Below are 18,608 nucleotides of genomic sequence, written 5' to 3' on the forward strand. Positions count from 1 at the left end.
GGACTGGCACGCAACGGCTGGGCTTCCTCTGTATCCGGCGCGCGCGGGGTCGGTCCGGCGACGGTCCGTCGGGCGGGAGCGTCTCAACACAGGTTAACCGAGGCGGCGCCGGTGCGCCACTGTGCGGGCCCGTCAGCGGCGCTCGTAGAGCAGGCGGGCGCGGATGGTGCCGTCGAGGGCCCGGATCTCCTCGAGCAGGCTCTCGGCATCCGCATCGGTGACGTCGGTCTCCACCACCACGTAACCGACCTCGCCGTCGGTCTGGTAGAACTGCGCCGCGATGTTCACCCCGCGCCGGGCGAAGGTGTCGTTGAGGCGCCCCAGCATGCCCGGGATGTTGCGCTGGACGTGGATCAGGCGGGTGCCGGTGGGACGGGCGGGCAGCTGCACCTGCGGGAAGTTCACGGTGCCGACGGTCGAGCCGATGTCGGAGTAATCGACGAGCTTGCGCGCCACCTCGGAGCCGATGCGCTCCTGCGCCTCCTCCGTCGAGCCGCCGATATGCGGCGTCAGGATCACGTTGGGCAGGCCCTGGAGCGGGCTGACGAAGCGCTCCTGGTTCGAGCCGGGCTCCACCGGGAACACGTCGACGGCGGCGCCCCGCAGGTGGCCGTCGCGCAGGGCCCCGGCCAGGGCGTCGAGGTCGACCACGGTGCCGCGGGCGTTGTTGATCAGGAAGGCGCCGGGCTTCATCGCCCGGATCTCGGCCGCGCCGATCATGTTGTGGGTCTCGGGCGTCTCCGGCACGTGGAGGGAGACCACGTCGCTCTGGGCGAGCAGGGTCTCCAGGCTGTCGGTGGGCTCGGTGTTGCCGTGGCGCAGCTTGTCGGTCTGGTCGTAGAACACCACCCGCATGCCCATCGCCTCGGCCAGCGTCGAGAGCTGCGAGCCGATATTGCCGTAGCCCACGATGCCCAGCGTCTTGCCGCGCACCTCCTGCGAGCCGGTGGCCGACTTGTCCCAGGCGCCCGCATGGGCCCCCACCGAGCGCGGCACGATCCGGCGCAGCAGCATCACGATCTCGCCGATGACGAGCTCGGCCACCGAGCGGGTGTTCGAGTAGGGCGCGTTGAAGACCGGGATGCCGCGGTGGCGGGCGGCCTCGAGATCGACCTGGTTGGTGCCCACCGAGAAGCAGCCCACCGCCAGCAGGCGCTCGCCGTGGGCCAGGGCCGCCGCGTCGAGCTGGGTGCGCGAGCGGATGCCGAGGATGTGCGTGCCCTTCAGGGCCTCGTGCAGGGCCTCCCGGTCCAGGGCCTTGGCCACGCGCACGACGTTGGTGTAGCCGGCGGCGGCGAACAGCTCGGCGGCACTGTCGTTGATGCCTTCGAGCAGCAGGACGCGGATCTTGTCCTTCGGGAAGGAGAGTCTTTCGGCCATGGTCGTGTTCTTCTCGGATCTCGCGCCCGTGGCGGGCGGATGGGGCGCCGGACCCGAAGGCCGCGCGACGCGGTCGGGACCGTGACGCCAGCGCCCGAATGGGCCGTGTGAGAGGCCAGTTCACGGGTCCGGTCAAGGCCCGCCCTTGAACATCGGGGGTGATTGTCAGGCCGCCCCCTTGACCCGGCGGGCCGGCGCCGGAATGCCGGGGCAACCCGTTTTCCGGGCGGTCCGGCCCGCCAGCACGAGGAGTCCTCCGATGAGCCAGACGCGCGCACAGGCCGACCTCCTCGGCCGGCTGGAGGCCTGCCTCGGCCGGGGCGGCCTGCTCACGGGCGCGGACGACCTCGCGCCCTACGCGGTGGATTGGCGCCGCCTGTTTCCGGGCCGCCCTGCGGCGGTGGCGCGCCCGACGGGCACCGCCGAGGTCGCGGCCGTGATGGCGGCCTGCCACGCCGCCGGCGTCGCGGTGGTGCCCCAGGGGGGACATACCGGCCTTGCGGGGGGCGCAACGCCGGACGCCTCCGGGGGCCAGGTGGTGCTGTCGCTCGCCCGCATGAACGCGATCCGCCGGGTCGATCCCCTCGGGCTGACCCTGGAGGCGGAGGCCGGCTGCATCCTCAAGGTGGCGCAGGATGCGGCGGAGGCGGAAGGCCGCCTCCTCCCCGTCAGCCTGGCGGCGGAGGGTTCGGCCATGCTCGGGGGCATCATCGCCACCAATGCGGGCGGCCTCAACGTCCTGCGCTACGGCATGACCCGCAACCTCGTCCTCGGCCTCGAGGTGGTGCTCGCGGACGGGACCGTGGTCGACGGCCTGCGCGCCCTGCGCAAGGACAATGCGGGCTACGACTGGAAGCAGCTCTTCATCGGCAGCGAGGGCACGCTGGGCATCGTCACCGCCGCCATCCTGCGCCTGGTGCCGCGCCCGCGCCACACCGCCACGGCGCTCCTGGCGGTGCCCGATCCGGCGGCGGCCCTGCGCCTGCTCCGGGCGGCCCAGGACGCCCTCGGCGACACCATCCAGGCCTTCGAGCTGATCGCGGGCGAGTCCCTCGCCCTGGTGGCCGAGCAGGCCGGCCTCGCCAGCCCGATCGCCGCCGCCGGCTGGACCGTGCTGATGGAGGCGGGCTCGAGCCTCGGGGGCCTGCGCGAGGCGGTGGAGAGCCTGCTCGGCGAGGCCCTGGAGCGGGGCGACGCCGTCGACGGCGTGCTCGCCGAATCGGGCCAGCAGGCGGCCGCCCTCTGGGCCCTGCGCGAGCACATCACCGAGGCCGAGGCCCGGGCCGGCAAGAGCGTCAAGCACGACGTCTCGGTGCCGATCCCGGCGATTCCGGACTTCCTGGCGGCGGCGGGCGAGGCCCTGGCCGCGGGCGCGCCGGGCACCCGGCCGAACATCTTCGGCCACATGGGCGACGGCAACATCCACTACAACGTCCTCATCGGCCCCGAGCACGGATCGGACGCCATCAACCGCATCGTCCACGACGCGGTGGCGCGGTTCGGCGGCAGCATCTCGGCGGAGCACGGCATCGGCCAGTACCGGGTCGACGAACTCGTCCGCCACCGCCGGCCGGAGGAGATGGCCCTCGCCCGCCGGATCAAGGGCGCCCTCGACCCGAAGGGCCTGCTCAATCCCGGCAAGGTCCTGCGCGCCGCCCCCTGAGCGGGGGCGGGATCGCGGCGCGACGCGCGGGTCTCGACGGCCCGAGACTGTCGGAATCCGAGCCGACGACCTATCTCCCGTCTCAACGACGCGACACGACGGCAGGAAAGACGCGCCCATGGCCTCGCCCGGAGACTGGAAGATCCCCGCATCCGCCCAGCCCAAGGCCGCCGATTACGGCTACGACCTCGAGCAGGCGCTCACCGCCGTGGTGGCGCTCTCGACACGGGTGCCGCCGGAGGCCTTCACGGCCGAGACCCTGGGCACCGAGCGGGCCGGCAACGGCGTCGTCATCGGCGAGGACGGCCTCGTCCTCACCATCGGCTACCTCGTGACCGAGGCGGAATCCGTCTGGCTCACCACCCATGACGGGCGCTCCGTGCCCGGACACGTGGTCGGCTTCGACGCGGTCACCGGCTTCGGCCTCGTCCAGGCCCTGGGCGACCTCCGGCTGAAGCCGCTGAAGCTCGGGCGCTCCGCCCCGGTGCGCATCGGCGACCGGGCGGTGATGGCCGGGGTCGGCGGCCGGGCGCGCAGCCTCGCCGTCGAGATCGTCGCCCGCCAGGAATTCGCCGGCTACTGGGAATACGTCCTCGACGAGGCCCTGTTCACCGCGCCCTCGCACCCGCACTGGGGCGGGGCGGCGCTGATCGGGCCGGACGGGGCGCTCCTGGGCATCGGCTCGCTGCAGCTGCAGCAGGGCGGCACCGCCGGGCCCAAGACCATCAACATGATCGTGCCGATCGACCTCCTGATCCCGATCCTGGACGACCTCACCGCCCGCGGGCGGGTCGACCGGCCGGTGCGGCCCTGGCTCGGCCTCTATGCCAGCGACGGCGAGGAGGCCGTGGTCGTGATGGGGCTCGCCGACGACGGTCCCGCCGAGGCGGCGGACCTGCGCCCGGGCGACGTCATCGTGGCGGTGGCGGGCGAGCCCGTCGCCGATCTGGCCGGCTTCTTCCGGCAGGTCTGGGCCCTCGGGGAGGCCGGCGTGCGGGTGCCCCTGACGATCCAGCGGGACGGCAAGCCCCTCAAGCTCTCGGTGACCTCCTCGGACCGGGAGCGCTTCCTGGTCTCGCCCCAGCTCCACTGATCCGGGGCCTCCCGGATCGGCCAGGATTCCCGGATCGGCCAGGATTCCCGGATCAGCAAGAAATCCCGGATCGGGGCCTCCATTGATCCGAGCCCCCGGCGGGTTTATCCCGTGCCGATGACGGACAACTCCCTCCATATCGTCGGCGGCGGCCTCGCCGGGTCGGAAGCCGCCTGGCAGATCGCCGAGAGCGGCCACGACGTGGTGCTCCACGAGATGCGTCCGGTGCGCGGCACCGAGGCCCATCACGGCGGCGACTTCGCCGAGCTCGTCTGCTCGAACTCGTTCCGCTCGGACGACGCCAACGGCAACGCCGTCGGCCTGCTGCACCAGGAGATGCGCACCCTCGGGTCGCTGATCCTGCGCGCGGCCGACGCGCACCAGGTGCCCGCCGGCGGGGCGCTGGCGGTCGACCGCGAGGGCTTCGCCAAGGCCGTGACCGCCGCGCTCGAGGCCCATCCGCGCATCCGCATCGCGCGGGAAGAGGTCCAGGGCCTGCCGCCCGAATCCTGGGGCCGGACCATCATCGCCACGGGGCCCCTCACGGCGCCGTCCCTGGCGGAGGGCATCCGCGCGCTGACCGGAGCCGAGTCGCTGGCCTTCTTCGACGCGATCGCGCCGATCGTGCATCGCGATTCCATCGACATGGGCAAGGCCTGGTTCCAGTCGCGCTACGACAAGGTCGGGCCCGGCGGCACGGGGGCGGACTACATCAACTGCCCCATGGATCGCGCGCAGTACGACCGGTTCATCCAGGCGCTCGTCGAGGGGGACAAGATCGGGTTCAAGGAGTGGGAGGCCTCGACGCCCTACTTCGACGGCTGCCTGCCGATCGAGGTCATGGCCGAGCGCGGCCCCGAGACCCTGCGCCACGGCCCGATGAAGCCGGTGGGCCTCACCAACCCGCACGACCCCACCGTGAAGGCCTGCGCGATCGTCCAGCTGCGCCAGGACAACGCGCTCGGTACCCTCTACAACATGGTCGGGTTCCAGACGAAGCTGACCTATTCCGAGCAGGTCCGGGTGTTCCGCACGATCCCGGGCCTTGAGAACGCCGAGTTCGCCCGCCTCGGCGGCCTTCACCGCAACACCTATCTCGACAGCCCCCGCCTCCTCGACGCGACCCTGCGCCTGAAGGCGCGGCCCTCCTTGCGCTTCGCCGGCCAGATCACCGGCTGCGAGGGCTACGTGGAGAGCGCCGCCATCGGCCTGATGGCCGGCCGCTTCGCGGTGGCCGAGGCCCGCGGGGCGTCGCTCGAGCCCCTCCCCGCCACCACGGCGCTGGGGGCCCTGATCGGCCACATCACCGGCGGCCACATCGCGGCCGAGGAGGCCGGCGCCCCGCGCTCGTTCCAGCCGATGAACGTGAATTTCGGCCTGTTCCCGCCCCTCGACCACGCCCCCAAGGGCGAGGGCGGCAAGCGCCTGAAGGGCCCCGAGAAGGCGGTGGCCAAGAAGAAGGCCCTCACCGACCGGGCCCGGGCCGACCTCGCGGCCTGGCTCGGCCACGGCCCGGCGCAGATCGCGGCCGAGTAGGGGGCCGGCTGCGGCGTTCCGAACACGCCGCCCGCAGGGACACCGCCCCCTCCCTCTCCCCCTAGCCTCGGCGAAACAATACGATCACCCTGGGATGAAGGGCCCAGGGCCGAACGTATCAGGTGAGGAACTCCGATGGCGGGATATCCCGACCACGACCAGGGCGGCTCCCGGGCCGCCGCCGTCCTGCGGGTGACGAGCGGCAACTTCCTGGAAATGTTCGACTTCTTCGCGTTCGGGTTCTACGCCTCCTACATCGCCAAGGCGTTCTTCCCCAGCGAGAGCGAGTTCGCCTCGCTGATGCTGACCTTCATGACCTTCGGGGCCGGCTTCCTCATGCGCCCCCTCGGGGCGGTGCTGCTCGGGGCCTACGTGGACCGGGTCGGCCGCCGGAAGGGGCTCATCGTCACCCTGGCGATCATGGCCGCCGGGACGATCCTGATCGCCCTGGTCCCCGACTACGCCACCCTCGGCCTCCTGGCGCCCGCCCTGGTGCTGGTCGGCCGCCTGCTCCAGGGCTTCTCCGCCGGAGTCGAGCTCGGGGGCGTCTCGGTCTACCTCGCCGAGCTGGCGCCCCCGGGCCGCCAGGGCTTCTACGTCGCCTGGCAGTCGGGCAGCCAGCAGGTGGCGATCATGGCGGCGGCGGCCATCGGCTACGCCCTCAACCGCCTGCTGTCGCCGGCCGAGATGGGCGCCTGGGGCTGGCGCATCCCCTTCCTGATCGGCTGCCTCCTGGTGCCGTTCCTGTTCTACATCCGGCGCTCGCTGCAGGAGACCCCGGCCTTCCAGGCCCGCAAGGTCCACCCGCCGGTGGGCGCGGTGCTGCGCACCCTGGGGCGGAACTGGCGGATCGTCGGGCTCGGGATGCTGATGGTGGCGATGACCACGATCGCGTTCTACGCCATCACGGTCTACACCCCGACCTTCGGCAAAAACGTCCTCAAGCTCTCGGACACCGACAGCCTGATCGTCACCTTCTGCGTCGCGGTGTCGAACCTGTTCTGGCTCCCCGTGATGGGGGCGCTCTCCGACCGGATCGGCCGGCGCCCGATCCTGCTGCTGTTCTCGGGCCTGACCCTCGTCACCGCCTATCCGGCCCTAGCCTGGCTCGTGGCGCATCCGAGCTTCGAGACCATGCTGGCGGTGCTGCTGTGGCTGTCCTTCCTGTACGGCAGCTACAACGGCGCCATGGTGGTGGCGCTCACCGAGATCGTGCCGCCGGAGGTGCGCACGGCCGGGTTCTCCCTGGCCTATTCCCTGGCGACCGCCCTCTTCGGCGGGATGACGCCGCTGATCTCGACCTCGCTCATCGCGGCCACCGCCAACAAGGCGGCCCCCGGCCTCTGGATGGCCTTCGGCGGGGCCTGCGGCCTCCTCGCCACGGTGCTGATCTACCGGCAGCGCGCCCGCGCGCCGGGGCTGGGCGCCGCGGCCCGGGTCACGCCTGCGAGACCGTGAAGATCCGGCGTCCGGGCAGCTGGCCCGCGTCGCCGGTATCGCGAAACCCGACCTTGCGCAGGAGGCCGACCGAGGCGGCGTTCTCGGGGCGGCACTGCGCGATGATGACGCGATGGGGGAAGCGCGCGCGCAGCAGGCCGAGCGCGGCGGTGACCGCCTCGGTGCCGAGCCCCTGCCCCCGCGCCGCCCCGCCGACCCAGTAGCCGACCTCGGCGGCGTGGTCGCCGCGCAGGTGCAGGCCGATCACCGCCGCGAGCGCCCCGTCCGCCCGCAGCCAGGCGCCGAGGAAGCAGTCCTTCGTCACCTTGGCCGGGCCGATGAGCTGGCGCGCATCCTTCAGGGTGAAGGGCGTGGGCAGGAAGTCGACCGCCCCGGTGATGGCCGGGTCGTCGGTCAGGGCGCGCAGGGCCTCGGCGTCGGACGGCCCCAGCGGCGCGAGGCGCAGCCGCGCGGTCTCGACCGGCTTGAGGTTCGCGAGGCTGTAGCGCGCGGCGAGCTTGCGGAAGAACATCCCCTGCACTTGGCCTCAAGCAGCCCGCGGCACAAGACGCTGCGTGCGCCGGCCAGATGACGGACCGGGTGTGGGCAGGGTCTCGGGCAGGGTCTCGGGCAGGGTCTCGGGCAAGAAAAAGCCCGCTCCGGGCGATCCGGGGCGGGCTCTGGCGTCGGCAGGTCGGTTCGACGGGGATCCTACGGGTGGATCACCATCGCGCTGAACGGGTGCACGTAGGCCTGCAGCATCACGAGGCCGCCCACGAGGCAGGCCAGCACGATCGAGTGCCAGAACACGAAGCGCAGGATCTTGCCCTCCTGGCCGAAATAGCCGGTGGCGGTGGAGGCGACGACGATCGACTGGGCGTCGATCATCTTGCCCATCACGCCGCCCGACGAGTTCGCCGAGGCCATGAGGATGCCCGATAGGCCGAGCTGCTCGGAGGTGATCTTCTGGAGACCGCCGAAGAGCACGTTGGAGGCCGTGTCCGACCCCGTGAGCGCGACGCCGAGCCAGCCCAGCAGCGTGCCGAAGAACGGGTAGAGGATGCCCGTGCCGGCGAAGGCGAGGCCGAGGGTGGCGTCGACGCCGGCGTAGCGGGTGAGCACGCCGAGGGCGAGCATCGCCGCGATGGTGATGAGCGAGTAGCGCAGCACCCAGATCGTCTCGAAATAGGCGGTGATCAGGCGCAGCGGGGAGAAGCGCATGATCAGGCCGGAGATGAGCGCCGCGAAGAGCACGCCGGTGCCGGTGTAGGACATGTAGGTGAAGGAGAAGACGGCGGCTTCCGGGTGGGCCTTCGCCACCACCGGCGGCACCTTCATGATCACGTTGTGCAGGCCCGGCACCTCGTACTTCCAGGTGAAGAGCGGGTTGACGAGGCCCTTGAACCAGCCGGTGCCCCAGATCGCCACGATCACCGAGAGGATGATCCACGGGACCCAGGCCATCAGGATCTCGCGCGAGGTGGCGGTGCGGCCACCGAGATCCACCTTCGGCAGGTCGCCGGGCACGGCCGCGCCGAGCGAGACCGGACGGCCGCCGTTGACGTAGCCGATCGAGGGGTCGTTGCCGCGCAGGGCCGGGGAGGTCCAGATCTCCTTGGGCTGCCAGACCTTGAGGAAGGCCACCAGGGCGCCCATCGAGATCAGCGAGGCGCCGATGTCGACGATCCAGGGGTTGACGTAGTTCGAGATCAGGAACTGGGCCACCGCGAAGGAGCCGCCGCAGACCAGGATCGGCGGCCAGATCTTGATCATGCCGCGGAAGCCCGCGAAGACCCAGATCAGCCAGAACGGCACGAGAATCGAGAAGAACGGCAGCTGCCGGCCGATCATCGCGCCGAGGATGTAGGGATCGTAGCCCGTCACCGAGGCGAGGCCCTGGATGGGGGCGCCGAGGGCGCCGTAGGCCACCGGCGCGGTGTTGGCGATGAGCGAGAGGCCGGAGGCCGCCAGCGGCGAGAAGCCGAGGCCGATCAGGATCGCGCCCGTCACCGCCACCGGGGTGCCGAAGCCGCCCGCGCCCTCGAAGAAGGCGCCGAAGGCGAAGGCCACCAGCAGGAGCTGGATGCGCCGGTCGGTGGTGATGCCCGCCACCGATTGCTGCAGGGTGCCGAACCAGCCCTTCTCCACCGTCAGGCGGTAGAGGAAGATGACGTTCAGGATGATCCAGCCGATGGGGAACAGGCCGAGCGCCACGCCGTAGGCGGAGGCGCGGGTGGCGAGGTCGGCCGGCATGCCGAACAGGAAGACGGCGACGCAGAAGGCCAGCACGAGGGAGAGCACGGCCGCGATATGGGCCTGCACCTTGCCGCTCGCGATCATGCCCAGCAGGGCGATGACGGGCAGCGAGGCCGCCAGGGTCGAGAGCCAGGCGTTCCCGAATGGGTCGTAGACCTGATTCCAGGTGGTCACTGTGTTCACGGGCGCCGTACTCCTCCAGGGCAACCCGATCTCATGCCGGGCCTTGGGTCCGTTGCTAGCAGAGCCGTTCGGCCGGCTCAACGCGGTTAATCATGTATTCAGAGGGTGTTGCACGCGGAACGACGCGCATCGCCGCCGCCGCCGCGGGTTTTTCCGGTCCGGATGCCCGCCCGGAGCCCTCCGCAATTCGGGCCGCGCGGCGGAACATGCACCCGCGGCGGCCACTTGCCTGTCGAGACCCCGATTGGCCAGAAGCGGAGAATTAATCTATGTTTATGCGCGTCGACAAGCTACAGGCCGAGCTTCCTGCCCCTAAGCGGAAAGATCCGAACGCGGCCGCGGCCCTACAGGAGCTGCTCGGCGGCAAGTATGGCGAGATGTCGACCCTGGGCAATTACATGTTCCAGAGCTTCAATTTCCGCAGCAAGTCTAAGCTGCGCCCATTCTATAGCCTGGTCGCTGCCATCACCGCAGAGGAACTCGGCCATGTGGAGCTCGTCAGCAACGGCGTGGCGATGCTCAACAACGGTCCCGACAATGACGGCGACGAGTCGGATGGCGGCGACATCTCGAAGGCCCCGTTCGAGGACATGAAGGATATCCGCCTGGCGGCCGCCTTCCTGTCGAACGGCGGCGGCGTCACGCCGGTCAACAGCAACGGCGCCTCCTGGAACAACGACTTCATCACCACCACGGGCAATGTCGTGGTGGACCTGCTGCACAACTTCCACCTCGAGTGCGGCGCCCGCCTGCACAAGCTGCGCGTCTACGAGACCCTGACCGACCCGACGGGTCGCGAGGTCTGCGGCTACCTGCTGGTGCGCGGCTCGGTCCACGCCCACGCCTACGCCCTGGCGCTCAAGAAGATCACCGGCGTCGAGATCGAGAAGTTCCTGCCGACCCCGAACATCAACCTCGACAAGATCCCCGAGTGCCAGAAGTACCTGCAGGAGGGCTCGCACCGCCGGCTCTACACCTTCAGCCCGGGCGACTACACCGAGATGGCCGGCATCTGGGGCAACGGCGAGGTGGCGCTGCCGGGTGACCCGCCGGGCGAGCTCAGCGTGGTCGAGGGCATGCCCGATGGCGGCAAGATCCACCAGCTCACCGGCGTGCCCTCGGCCTTCACCCCGGACTACGCCCCGGAGGAGATGTTCGAGATCGCCGCGAAGCTGACCAAGAAGGCCCGCTGACCGACGGCCGGTCGCCTCCGCCCTTCTTTAGACCCGGTGAGGGCGGCTCCCCGGGAGCCGCCCTTTTTCCAGACCCCGTGAGGGCGGCTCCCCCGGGAGCCGCCCTTTTTCCAGACCCCGTGAGGGCGGCTCCCCCGGGGGCCGCCCTTTCTCGTGACGGGTGGCGGCCTCAGCCCCGGCGGGAGGCGCGCCAGAGGGTCCAGAGACGGCGCCAGCGCGGGATCTCGACCACGGTGTTGAGGGGATCGTAGCCCGGCCGCTCCATGGCGGCGAGGTAGGGCTCCACCAGGGCCACCGGCAGGAAGGCGGGGCGGGCCGCGGGCGCGATGGTGGCGCGGGCCGCCGCGTAGGCCTTGAGGTGGCGGCGGGCCAGCGCCCGGAGGTCGGCGGTGGCGCGCAGGAGCCCGGGGCCGCCGCGCCCGGTGACGATGTCCTCGCGGGTGACGCCGTAGGTCTTGAGGATGTCGGTGGGCAGGTAGACTTGGCCGGAGCGGGCGTGCCAGGGCAGCGCGCGCAGGAGCCCGGTGACCCCGTAGGCGACGCCGGCATGGCCGGCCGCTGCGGCTCCGCCGGGCTCGACCCCGTCGCAGAGGACGAGGGCGCCGAGGCGGATCAGGGCCGAGACGGTCTCGCCGCAATAGCCCTCGAGGTCGTTCACCCGGGGCATCGGGTCCTCGTAGAGGTCGAAGACCCGGGCGTCGATGAGGTCGACGAAGGGCTGGCGCCCGAGCTTGCGCCGGACGATGGCGTCGTCGAGGGCGGCGGCCACGGGGTTGGCCTTCACGTCGCCGCGGGCCTCGCCCTGGAGGGCGTCGCGCCACCATTGCAGGCGGATCTCGCCGGCCATCGGGTTGGAGGCGGCCTCGCGCACCCGCGCAACGGTGAGGCTGAAGGCGATGAGGGCGAAGAGGTGGGGACGGGCGCTCGCGGGCGCGAACAGGGTGGCGAAGTAGCGGTCGGGATCGCCCGCCCGGACCAGGGCCTCGCAATGCTGGAAGGCGAAGGCGAGGTTGCCCTCGGCCGGGCTGGTCCGGGTGTCCGAGTCCGTCATGCGACCGCGATCAAGGCGGCGGCGACCTTGCGGTTCTCCGCCATGAGGATGTTGTAGGTGCGCGCCGCCGCCCCCGTCTGCATCACGTCGAGGCCGATGCCACCCTCCTTCAGCCAGCGCCGGAGCGCATCAGGAAAAGGCGCGATATCGAGCCCGGTTCCGATCAGGAGCAGTTCGACCGTCCCGGCCTCGGCCAGGATCGGGCGAAGGGCGTTCCGGTCGATGGCGCGGGGCTCGCGCACGTCCCAGGCCCGGATGCCCGACGGCGTGACCAGGATCGAGCCGCGATGCGACATCTCGGCGAAGCGGAAGCCGCCGTTCCCGTAGGCGTCGATGAGGTGGCGCCCGGGAACGAAGCCGTCGTGCAGGCTGCCGGAGGACGCCATGCCCGCGCTACTCCGCCGCCTGGGGCACGCGCCCGCCGGCCGGGCGCCCCTGCGCCTTCACGCCCGAGAGCATCAGGCCGAGATAGATCAGCACCGGCGTCGAGACGAAGATCGCCGAGTAGGTGCAGATCACGACGCCGGCCAGCATCACGATGGCGAAGCCCTTGATCGCCTCGCCGCCGAACAGCACCAGGGCGAGCAGCGACAGGAAGGCCGAGGTCGCGGTCATCACCGTGCGCGACATGGTGGAGTTGATCGAGAGGTTGAGGAGTTCCACCGTCGGAATGGTCTTGTAGCGCCGCATCAGCTCGCGGGTCCGGTCGAACACCACCACGGTCTCGTTGAGCGAGTAGCCCACGATGGTGAGGATCGCGGCGATCGAGGTCATGTTGAACTCGATGCGGCTGATGACGAAGACGCCGAGCGTCAGCACGATGTCGTGCAGCGTGCCGACGATGGCGCCCAGCGCCAGCTCCCGCTCGAAGCGGAACCAGAGGTAGAACAGCACGGCGAGCACCGAGAGCACGACGCCGATGGTGCCGGACTGCACGAGTTCGCCCGAGACGCGCGGCCCCACGGTCTCGGTGCGGCGGAAGACGTAGTCGGCGTCGAAGGCGGCGTGCGCCTTCTGCATCACCGCCGTCTGGCCCTGCTCGCCCGGCTGCAGGGGGAAGCGGACCAGCACCGTGCCCTCGCCGCCGAGCTCCTGCACCTCGGTCTCGCCGAAGCCGAAGCCGTTGGCGGTGTGGCGGACGGCCCCGACATCGGCCGTCTTCGACTTCGCCTGCAGCTCCACCAGGGTGCCGCCCTTGAAGTCGATGCCGAAGTTCAGGCCGACGGTGAGGAACAGCACCACCGTCGCCACCGACAGGAACGCCGAGAGCGGGAAGGTGAAGCGCCGGAAGCGCATGAAGTCGACGTGCGACTCGTCGGGCCAGAGGCGGAGCAGGCGCATGATCGGTCTCGAAACTCTTGTCCGGGACGTCGGCCGGGAAAGCCGTGTCCGTCCCCGGGGGGCGGCAGGGCCGGGATCAGAACGGCAGGGTCTTGGGCCGCGCCATGTTGTACCACAGGGCGATCATCATCCGGGTCAGGGTCACGGCGGTGATGACCGTCGTGAGAATGCCGAGGATGAAGACCACGGCGAAGCCCTTCACGGGGCCGGAGCCGAGGAAGAACAGGATCAGGGCGGCGATCGCCATGGTCGAGTTCGAATCGATGATGGTGGCGAAGGCCTTGTCGAAGCCGGCCTGGAGCGCCGACACGATGGAGCGCCCGGCCCGGACCTCCTCGCGCACGCGCTCGTAGATCAGCACGTTGGAATCCACCGCCGTGCCGATGGTGAGCACGATGCCGGCGATGCCCGGCAGGGTCATGGTCGCCTCCAGCACCGACATCAGGCCGAGGATGAGGCCCACGTGCACGATGAGGGCGATGTTGGCGAAGAAGCCGAACACCCCGTAGGTGGCGAACATGAAGGCGATGACCAGGGCGCCGGCCACCAGGGTGGCGTACTTGCCGGCCTGGATCGAGTCGCTGCCGAGGCCGGGGCCGACGACGCGGCGCTCCACCACGGTGAGCTTGGCCGGCAGCGCGCCGGCCCGCAGCAGGATCGAGAGCTCGTTGGCCTGGGCCACGGTGAAGTTGCCGGTGATCTGGCCGGAGCCGCCGGTGATCGGCGTGTTGATGCGGGGCGCCGAGACCACCTCGTTGTCGAGGACGATGGCCATGCGGCGGCCGACATTCTCCGAGGTCGCCTGGCCGAAGCTCTGGGCGCCCTTCAGGTTGAACTTGAAGCTAACCATCGGCTCCTGGGTCTGATGGTCGAAGGCCGGCTGGGCGTCGGTGAGGTCGGCGCCGGAGGCCATCACGCGGCGCTCGACGGGGACGCGGGCGCCCTTCTCGTCCTTGGAGGGCAGCAGGTCGACGTCGCCGGAGGGCGAATCCGCCAGCATCCGGAACTCGAGCTTGGCCGTCTTGCCGAGCTGGTCCTCCAGCTTCTGCGGATCCTGGAGGCCGGGGACCTGGACCAGGATGCGGTCGGCGCCCTGCTGCTGGATCGAGGGCTCCTTGGTGCCGCCGAAATCGATGCGGCGCCGGATGACCTCGATGGCCTGGGTCACGGCCCGGCGCGTCCGGTCGGTCAGGCCCGCATCCGTCAGGGTGATCTGGATCACGCCCTCGGGCTTCTCGGTGATGTTGAGGGTCTGGCCGCCGCCCTGGCCCACCAGGGCGTTGGAGATCGGCTGCGAGAGCTCGCGCAGCTTCGGCAGCACCTTGGCGCGGGCGGCCTCGTTCGCGATCCGGAGCTGGACGCCGCGCGGGATGATCTGGATGCCGCCCTCCGGGGTCACGCCGCCGGCCTCGCGTAGGACCCGGCGGACATCGTCGCGCAGGGCCGTCGTCAGGGACTTGGCGAGGTCGTTCTGGTCGACCTCGAGGAGGAGCTGCGAGCCGCCCTGGAGGTCGAGGCCCAGCACGATGGCGCGCTGGGGCACGATCCAGCTCGGGAACCAGCTCGGGAGCGAGGCCATGAAGCCGGCGCGCTGCTCGGCCGAGAAGAAGCTCGGCACGGCGAGGCTGAGGCCGATCAGGATGACGGCCAGCGTCGTGACGATCTTGGTTCTCGAGAAGCGCAGCATCCGCCGGGTCCGTCCTGTGTCCGTGTTCTCAGGGGCGATGCGGGCCCTTGTGCCCCGCCCGCAATCCCCGCCCGCAATCCCCGCCCGCAATCCCCACCCGTATGACCGGGTGGCTGCCGTCAGGCGGCCTTGCGTCAGGCGGCCTTGACCGGCGCGCCCTTGACGCGGACTTCCGAGATCATCGCGCGCACGACCTTGACGCGGACGTTGGGCGCGATCTCGACCTCGATCTCCGAGGCCTCGTCGGCGACCTTGGTGACACGGCCGACGATGCCGCCGGTGGTGACGACGGTGTCGTCGCGGCGGACGTTCTTGACCATGTTCTGATGCTCCTTCACGCGGCGCTGCTGCGGGCGCAGGATCAGGAAGTACATGATCACGAAGATGAGGACGAACGGCACCACCTGCAAGGCGATGTCCGCTCCGCCAGCGGCCGAGGTGGCCCCTTGCGCGAAGGCGGGGGTGATCAAGCGGGTGACTCCTCGAGGATAAGGCCCGCGCCGCCAGACCCTCGGTCGAGGGGGCGTCCGGGCTTGCCAAAAAGCGCGCGGACTATAGCCAGGGCCTAAGTGAAAGCAACGCCGCCCGGGTGAGGCGAATGGGTCAGCGGGCCGCAAATCGCCGGCCGCGACGCGATTTATCGGGTTCATCGCGGCGCTCCGGCACCGTAAAGCACGGCACCCGTCGCCACGGCCCCATCGCTCGACCCCGCGTTTCGAGGAACCGTCCATGACCGCCACGCCCCCCGCCGACCCCGCCGCGCTCGCAGCGTTCCTGCCGGTGCGGGAGTTCCTACCGGTGCTGGAGCGGATCGCCGCCGCCCTGGAGCGCGCCGCCCCCGCCTCCCGCGCGCCCGTCGACCTGACGGCCGCGGACGCCTTCCTGTGGGGACCGGAGCGCCGGCTGATCCCGGTGGCTAAGGTCAACCGGGTGGCGATCGGCCTGCTCACCGGCATCGACCGGGCCCGCGACACCCTGGTGGAGAACACCCAGCGCTTCGCCGACGGCCTGCCGGCCAACAACGCGCTCCTCTGGGGCGCGCGCGGCATGGGCAAGTCCTCGCTGGTCAAGGCGGCGCAGGCCGAGATCAACGCCGCGCGGGCGCCCGGCGCCCTCCCCCTGAAGCTGGTGGAGATCCACCGCGAGGACATCGAGGCGCTGCCCGACCTGATGGCGACGCTGCGGGGCGACGCCCATCGCTGGATCGTCTTCTGCGACGACCTCTCCTTCGACGGCGACGACACCTCGTACAAGTCCCTGAAGACGGCGCTGGACGGCGGCATCGAGGGACGCCCCGAGAACGTGCTGTTCTACGCCACCTCGAACCGGCGCCACCTGCTGGCCCGGGACATGGTGGAGAACGAGCGCTCCACGGCGATCAATCCGGGCGAGGCGGTGGAGGAGAAGGTCTCGCTCTCGGACCGCTTCGGCCTCTGGCTCGGCTTCCACAAGTGCAGCCAGGACGAGTACCTGGCGATGATCCGCGCCTACGTGGCGCGGCACGGCCTCCGGGCCGATCCCGAAAGCGTCCGGGCCGAGGCCCTCGAATGGGCGACCACCCGCGGCTCCCGCTCGGGCCGCACCGCGTTCCAGTTCATCCAGGATCTCGCCGGACGCCTGGGGCAGCGGCTGGAGGGCTGAGGCGGGCTCCCGGGTCGTCGTTGCGCGCCGTCTTCCCGGGTCGTCGTCGCGCGCCCCGGCGGCGCAGCGGGGGGCGACGGCTCCGTCTGCGCCGCGGCCGAGGGCCGGGAACCGCAGGTCAAACGAAAAGGGCAGAGGACGATGTCCCCTGCCCCCTCGGGCGTCACCCTGAATCAGGCCACGCCGAAATCAGGCCAAGCCGAACCTTTGATCAGGAATCAATCCTTGAGATCGGCCGGCACCTTGCCGCCGTTCTCCTCGAGCTTCTTGATGACCTGCTTGTGCAGCCAAACGTTCATCGTGGCCGAGTCCTCCTTGTCGCCGGTGTAGTGCAGCTCGTCGGCGAGCTGCTTGCGGGCGGTGAGGCTCGAATCGAGATCGAGGAGCTTCATCAGGTCGACGATCGAGGTGCGCCAGTTCAGGGACTGCGAATTCTTCGCCGCCATGCCGTTGAGGACCTGCTCGACGTCGACGGGACCGCCGGCCGGGGCGCCGGTGCTGGTGGGGGTCGAGGCGGGGGCATCCGAGCCGCCGGCGGAGGGCTGTGCGTTCGCCTCGGACGGCTTGGCCTGCGCGTCGCCGCCGCCGAAGGGGTGGAGGATCTTGCTGACGATGCTGCCGAGGAGGCTCATAACGGGGTTTCCCTCAATCTCACGTCGGCGGCCGGTGCCGCGACGGGGTGACAACGACAGGCGTCCGGCCGCGTTCCCGTAACGAGACAGATCACCGGGCGGCCCGTCCGAATCCGGTGGGTTCCCAACCGTGCCGGCCCGTGCTCCCGTTCTTCGTCGGCAGGAGATTCCGCTTCTCCCTTACACGGCACGGAGAGATGAAAACCCTAAACATCCGGGGCGGGACGCCGAGACCGGAGCGGATTCTTGCGCTGCGGTCCCGTGCGTGCCACTGCGCGGCATCCTCGTCCCCGGCCCCGCCGCACGCCGTCCCGCCGCGTGCGGGCCCGGGTTCGGCCTGCCCCTGACCGGAACCACCCGATGCGCCTGACCCGCCGGACTGCCACCTTCGCCGCCACCCTCGCCGCCTGCGCGGGTCTCCTCGCCGCCGGACCGGCCGCGGCGCAGACCGCCGCCCCGGTCCCGGTTCGCATCGGCGTCATCCCGGTGATCGGCGCGGCGCCGATCTTCGTGGCCAACGGCGAGGGCTGGCTCAAGGAGGCGGGCCTCGCCCCCACCTTCACCACCTTCGAATCCGGCCCGAACATGATCCAGGCCCTGGCCTCGGGCACCATCGACGTCTACGTCGCGGGCGTCGCGCCGCTGGCCGTGGCCCGCACCAAGGGCATTGACGTGCGGGTGGTGGCCGCCACCGCCATCGAGGAGATGGTGTTCGTGGCGGGCCCGAAGCTCGCCCCCTACTTCGCCGACGGCGCCGACAAGGCGGAGGCCTTCGCGAAGTTCCGGGCCAAGGAGGGCAAGGCCGCCCGCCTCGCCACCCAGCCGGCGGGCTCGGTGCCCAACACCACCCTGCAGCACTGGCTCTGGCAGGTGGCCAAGGCCGACAAGGCCAATGCCGAGGTGGTGGCGATGGGCATCGACGCGACCCAGCAGGCGATGCTGGCCGGGGCCGTCGACGGCGCCTCGATCCGCGAGCCGGCGCTCACCATCGTGCAGATGCGCAATCCCGCCATCAAGCTGATCGCCACCGGGGGCGAGATGTTCCCCGACCAGCCGGGCACCGTGGTGGGCGTGTTCGGCGCCTTCGCCGACAAGAACCCCGCCGCCGTGGAGGGCCTGGTGAAGGCCGTGATGCGCGCCACCGAGCTCCTGAAGAGCGACCCGGCCCGCGCGGCCAAGCCCGTGGAGGCGGCGCTCGGCAAGGGCATCACCGACACCGCGACCATCACCAAGGCGCTGACCTCGCCGGCCGCCCGGTTCACCGCCGATCCGCGCCAGATCATCGCGGCGACGAAGGCGATGCAGGCCTACCAGGTCTCCATCGGCACCCTCGACAAGGACGTGCCCCTGGAGGGCCTGTTCGAGCCGAAATACTACGAGGCCGCCACGAAGCGCTGAGGCATCCTATCAGCCCCGGTCCCGGGCGCGCCGCGCCTGGGTGAGCCCGCCGGAGCCCCGGGACCCGGATCGGCAACACAGCGCGGGGCCAGCCGGCGCGAAACGAGACCGGCCCCG

General features: G+C 70.9%; 16 protein-coding genes. 7 read left to right on the top strand and 9 right to left on the bottom strand.

Features of this window, described 5'->3' with window-relative positions; genetic code table 11:
- Nucleotides 1–132: 132 nt before the first annotated feature.
- The gene (gene serA, locus CRT23_RS09125; RefSeq protein ID WP_055949143.1) at nt 133–1,380 is read right to left on the bottom strand and encodes a phosphoglycerate dehydrogenase; all 1,248 of its coding nucleotides are present in this window, start codon (nt 1,378–1,380) and stop codon (nt 133–135) included.
- Nucleotides 1,381–1,639: 259 nt separating this feature from the next.
- On the opposite strand from serA, the gene CRT23_RS09130 reads away from it, so the two are divergent.
- From CRT23_RS09130 to CRT23_RS09145, 4 genes are all read left to right on the top strand, one after another.
- Nucleotides 1,640–3,043 carry an FAD-binding oxidoreductase gene (locus CRT23_RS09130; protein WP_103709425.1) on the top strand — a complete coding sequence of 468 codons (1,404 nt, stop codon included), beginning with the start codon at nt 1,640–1,642 and terminating at the stop codon, nt 3,041–3,043.
- Nucleotides 3,044–3,161: 118 nt separating this feature from the next.
- The gene (locus CRT23_RS09135; RefSeq protein ID WP_055949137.1) at nt 3,162–4,136 is read left to right on the top strand and encodes a S1C family serine protease; all 975 of its coding nucleotides are present in this window, start codon (nt 3,162–3,164) and stop codon (nt 4,134–4,136) included.
- 117 nt (nt 4,137–4,253) lie between these two features.
- Nucleotides 4,254–5,672, top strand: coding sequence for a methylenetetrahydrofolate--tRNA-(uracil(54)-C(5))-methyltransferase (FADH(2)-oxidizing) TrmFO (gene trmFO / locus CRT23_RS09140; protein ID WP_103709426.1), 1,419 nt, complete (start codon nt 4,254–4,256; stop codon nt 5,670–5,672).
- Nucleotides 5,673–5,807: 135 nt separating this feature from the next.
- Nucleotides 5,808–7,130: an MFS transporter gene (locus CRT23_RS09145; RefSeq protein ID WP_103709427.1), complete on the top strand. Its 1,323-nt coding sequence runs from the start codon at nt 5,808–5,810 to the stop codon at nt 7,128–7,130.
- Here the strand turns inward: CRT23_RS09145 and CRT23_RS09150 are convergent.
- Nucleotides 7,111–7,641, bottom strand: coding sequence for a GNAT family N-acetyltransferase (locus tag CRT23_RS09150; protein ID WP_103709428.1), 531 nt, complete (start codon nt 7,639–7,641; stop codon nt 7,111–7,113). The two genes, CRT23_RS09145 and CRT23_RS09150, sit on opposite strands and share 20 nt — an antisense overlap.
- Before the next feature lie 179 nt (nt 7,642–7,820).
- Nucleotides 7,821–9,539 carry an L-lactate permease gene (locus CRT23_RS09155; RefSeq protein ID WP_055949243.1) on the bottom strand — a complete coding sequence of 573 codons (1,719 nt, stop codon included), beginning with the start codon at nt 9,537–9,539 and terminating at the stop codon, nt 7,821–7,823.
- A gap of 278 nt (nt 9,540–9,817) precedes the next feature.
- On the opposite strand from CRT23_RS09155, the gene CRT23_RS09160 reads away from it, so the two are divergent.
- Nucleotides 9,818–10,741 (top strand): manganese catalase family protein, encoded by a 924-nt coding sequence (locus tag CRT23_RS09160; RefSeq protein WP_055949125.1) that lies wholly within the window; start codon nt 9,818–9,820, stop codon nt 10,739–10,741.
- 169 nt (nt 10,742–10,910) lie between these two features.
- Here CRT23_RS09160 and CRT23_RS09165 read toward each other — a convergent pair whose 3' ends face one another.
- The 5 genes from CRT23_RS09165 to yajC form a co-directional block, all read right to left on the bottom strand.
- Nucleotides 10,911–11,792, bottom strand: a complete 882-nt coding sequence (locus tag CRT23_RS09165) for a phytoene/squalene synthase family protein (RefSeq protein WP_055949120.1) — start codon at nt 11,790–11,792, stop codon at nt 10,911–10,913.
- Nucleotides 11,789–12,178: an MTH938/NDUFAF3 family protein gene (locus CRT23_RS09170; RefSeq protein WP_055949117.1), complete on the bottom strand. Its 390-nt coding sequence runs from the start codon at nt 12,176–12,178 to the stop codon at nt 11,789–11,791. Before CRT23_RS09170 ends, CRT23_RS09165 begins: the two co-directional genes overlap by 4 nt.
- Nucleotides 12,179–12,185: 7 nt before the next feature.
- Nucleotides 12,186–13,133 (bottom strand): protein translocase subunit SecF, encoded by a 948-nt coding sequence (secF, locus tag CRT23_RS09175; RefSeq protein WP_055949114.1) that lies wholly within the window; start codon nt 13,131–13,133, stop codon nt 12,186–12,188.
- A 76-nt stretch (nt 13,134–13,209) separates the two neighbouring features.
- Entirely contained in the window at nt 13,210–14,820 is a 1,611-nt protein-coding gene (gene secD / locus CRT23_RS09180) for a protein translocase subunit SecD (protein ID WP_055949109.1), read from the bottom strand.
- A gap of 134 nt (nt 14,821–14,954) precedes the next feature.
- Complete coding sequence (gene yajC, locus CRT23_RS09185) at nt 14,955–15,290, bottom strand: preprotein translocase subunit YajC (RefSeq protein WP_055949106.1); 336 nt, start codon at nt 15,288–15,290, stop codon at nt 14,955–14,957.
- Between the two features lie 259 nt (nt 15,291–15,549).
- Between yajC and CRT23_RS09190 the strand changes: the two genes are divergently transcribed.
- Entirely contained in the window at nt 15,550–16,461 is a 912-nt protein-coding gene (locus CRT23_RS09190; RefSeq protein WP_103709429.1) for an ATP-binding protein, read from the top strand.
- Between the two features lie 218 nt (nt 16,462–16,679).
- On the opposite strand, the gene CRT23_RS09195 is transcribed toward CRT23_RS09190, so the two are convergent.
- Nucleotides 16,680–17,093, bottom strand: a complete 414-nt coding sequence (locus CRT23_RS09195; RefSeq protein ID WP_055949101.1) for a DUF3597 domain-containing protein — start codon at nt 17,091–17,093, stop codon at nt 16,680–16,682.
- Between the two features lie 360 nt (nt 17,094–17,453).
- On the opposite strand from CRT23_RS09195, the gene CRT23_RS09200 reads away from it, so the two are divergent.
- On the top strand, nt 17,454–18,491 hold the full coding sequence (locus tag CRT23_RS09200) for an ABC transporter substrate-binding protein (protein ID WP_103709430.1): 1,038 nt from the start codon (nt 17,454–17,456) through the stop codon (nt 18,489–18,491).
- Nucleotides 18,492–18,608: the final 117 nt, after the last annotated feature.

Source organism: Methylobacterium sp. V23, from assembly GCF_002917135.1.
Classification (GTDB): Bacteria; Pseudomonadota; Alphaproteobacteria; order Rhizobiales; family Beijerinckiaceae; genus Methylobacterium.

What these genes read in the sequence shown, in the direction of transcription:
- trmFO (WP_103709426.1), top strand. Translation starts at nt 4,254, where the DNA reads ATGACGGACAACTCCCTCCATATCGTCGGCGGCGGCCTCGCCGGGTCG.
- serA (WP_055949143.1), bottom strand. Translation starts at nt 1,380, where the DNA reads ATGGCCGAAAGACTCTCCTTCCCGAAGGACAAGATCCGCGTCCTGCTG.
- CRT23_RS09145 (WP_103709427.1), top strand. Translation starts at nt 5,808, where the DNA reads ATGGCGGGATATCCCGACCACGACCAGGGCGGCTCCCGGGCCGCCGCC.
- CRT23_RS09160 (WP_055949125.1), top strand. Translation starts at nt 9,818, where the DNA reads ATGTTTATGCGCGTCGACAAGCTACAGGCCGAGCTTCCTGCCCCTAAG.
- secF (WP_055949114.1), bottom strand. Translation starts at nt 13,133, where the DNA reads ATGCGCCTGCTCCGCCTCTGGCCCGACGAGTCGCACGTCGACTTCATG.
- CRT23_RS09130 (WP_103709425.1), top strand. Translation starts at nt 1,640, where the DNA reads ATGAGCCAGACGCGCGCACAGGCCGACCTCCTCGGCCGGCTGGAGGCC.
- CRT23_RS09165 (WP_055949120.1), bottom strand. Translation starts at nt 11,792, where the DNA reads ATGACGGACTCGGACACCCGGACCAGCCCGGCCGAGGGCAACCTCGCC.
- secD (WP_055949109.1), bottom strand. Translation starts at nt 14,820, where the DNA reads ATGCTGCGCTTCTCGAGAACCAAGATCGTCACGACGCTGGCCGTCATC.
- CRT23_RS09200 (WP_103709430.1), top strand. Translation starts at nt 17,454, where the DNA reads ATGCGCCTGACCCGCCGGACTGCCACCTTCGCCGCCACCCTCGCCGCC.
- CRT23_RS09190 (WP_103709429.1), top strand. Translation starts at nt 15,550, where the DNA reads ATGACCGCCACGCCCCCCGCCGACCCCGCCGCGCTCGCAGCGTTCCTG.
- CRT23_RS09170 (WP_055949117.1), bottom strand. Translation starts at nt 12,178, where the DNA reads ATGGCGTCCTCCGGCAGCCTGCACGACGGCTTCGTTCCCGGGCGCCAC.
- CRT23_RS09195 (WP_055949101.1), bottom strand. Translation starts at nt 17,093, where the DNA reads ATGAGCCTCCTCGGCAGCATCGTCAGCAAGATCCTCCACCCCTTCGGC.
- CRT23_RS09135 (WP_055949137.1), top strand. Translation starts at nt 3,162, where the DNA reads ATGGCCTCGCCCGGAGACTGGAAGATCCCCGCATCCGCCCAGCCCAAG.
- CRT23_RS09150 (WP_103709428.1), bottom strand. Translation starts at nt 7,641, where the DNA reads ATGTTCTTCCGCAAGCTCGCCGCGCGCTACAGCCTCGCGAACCTCAAG.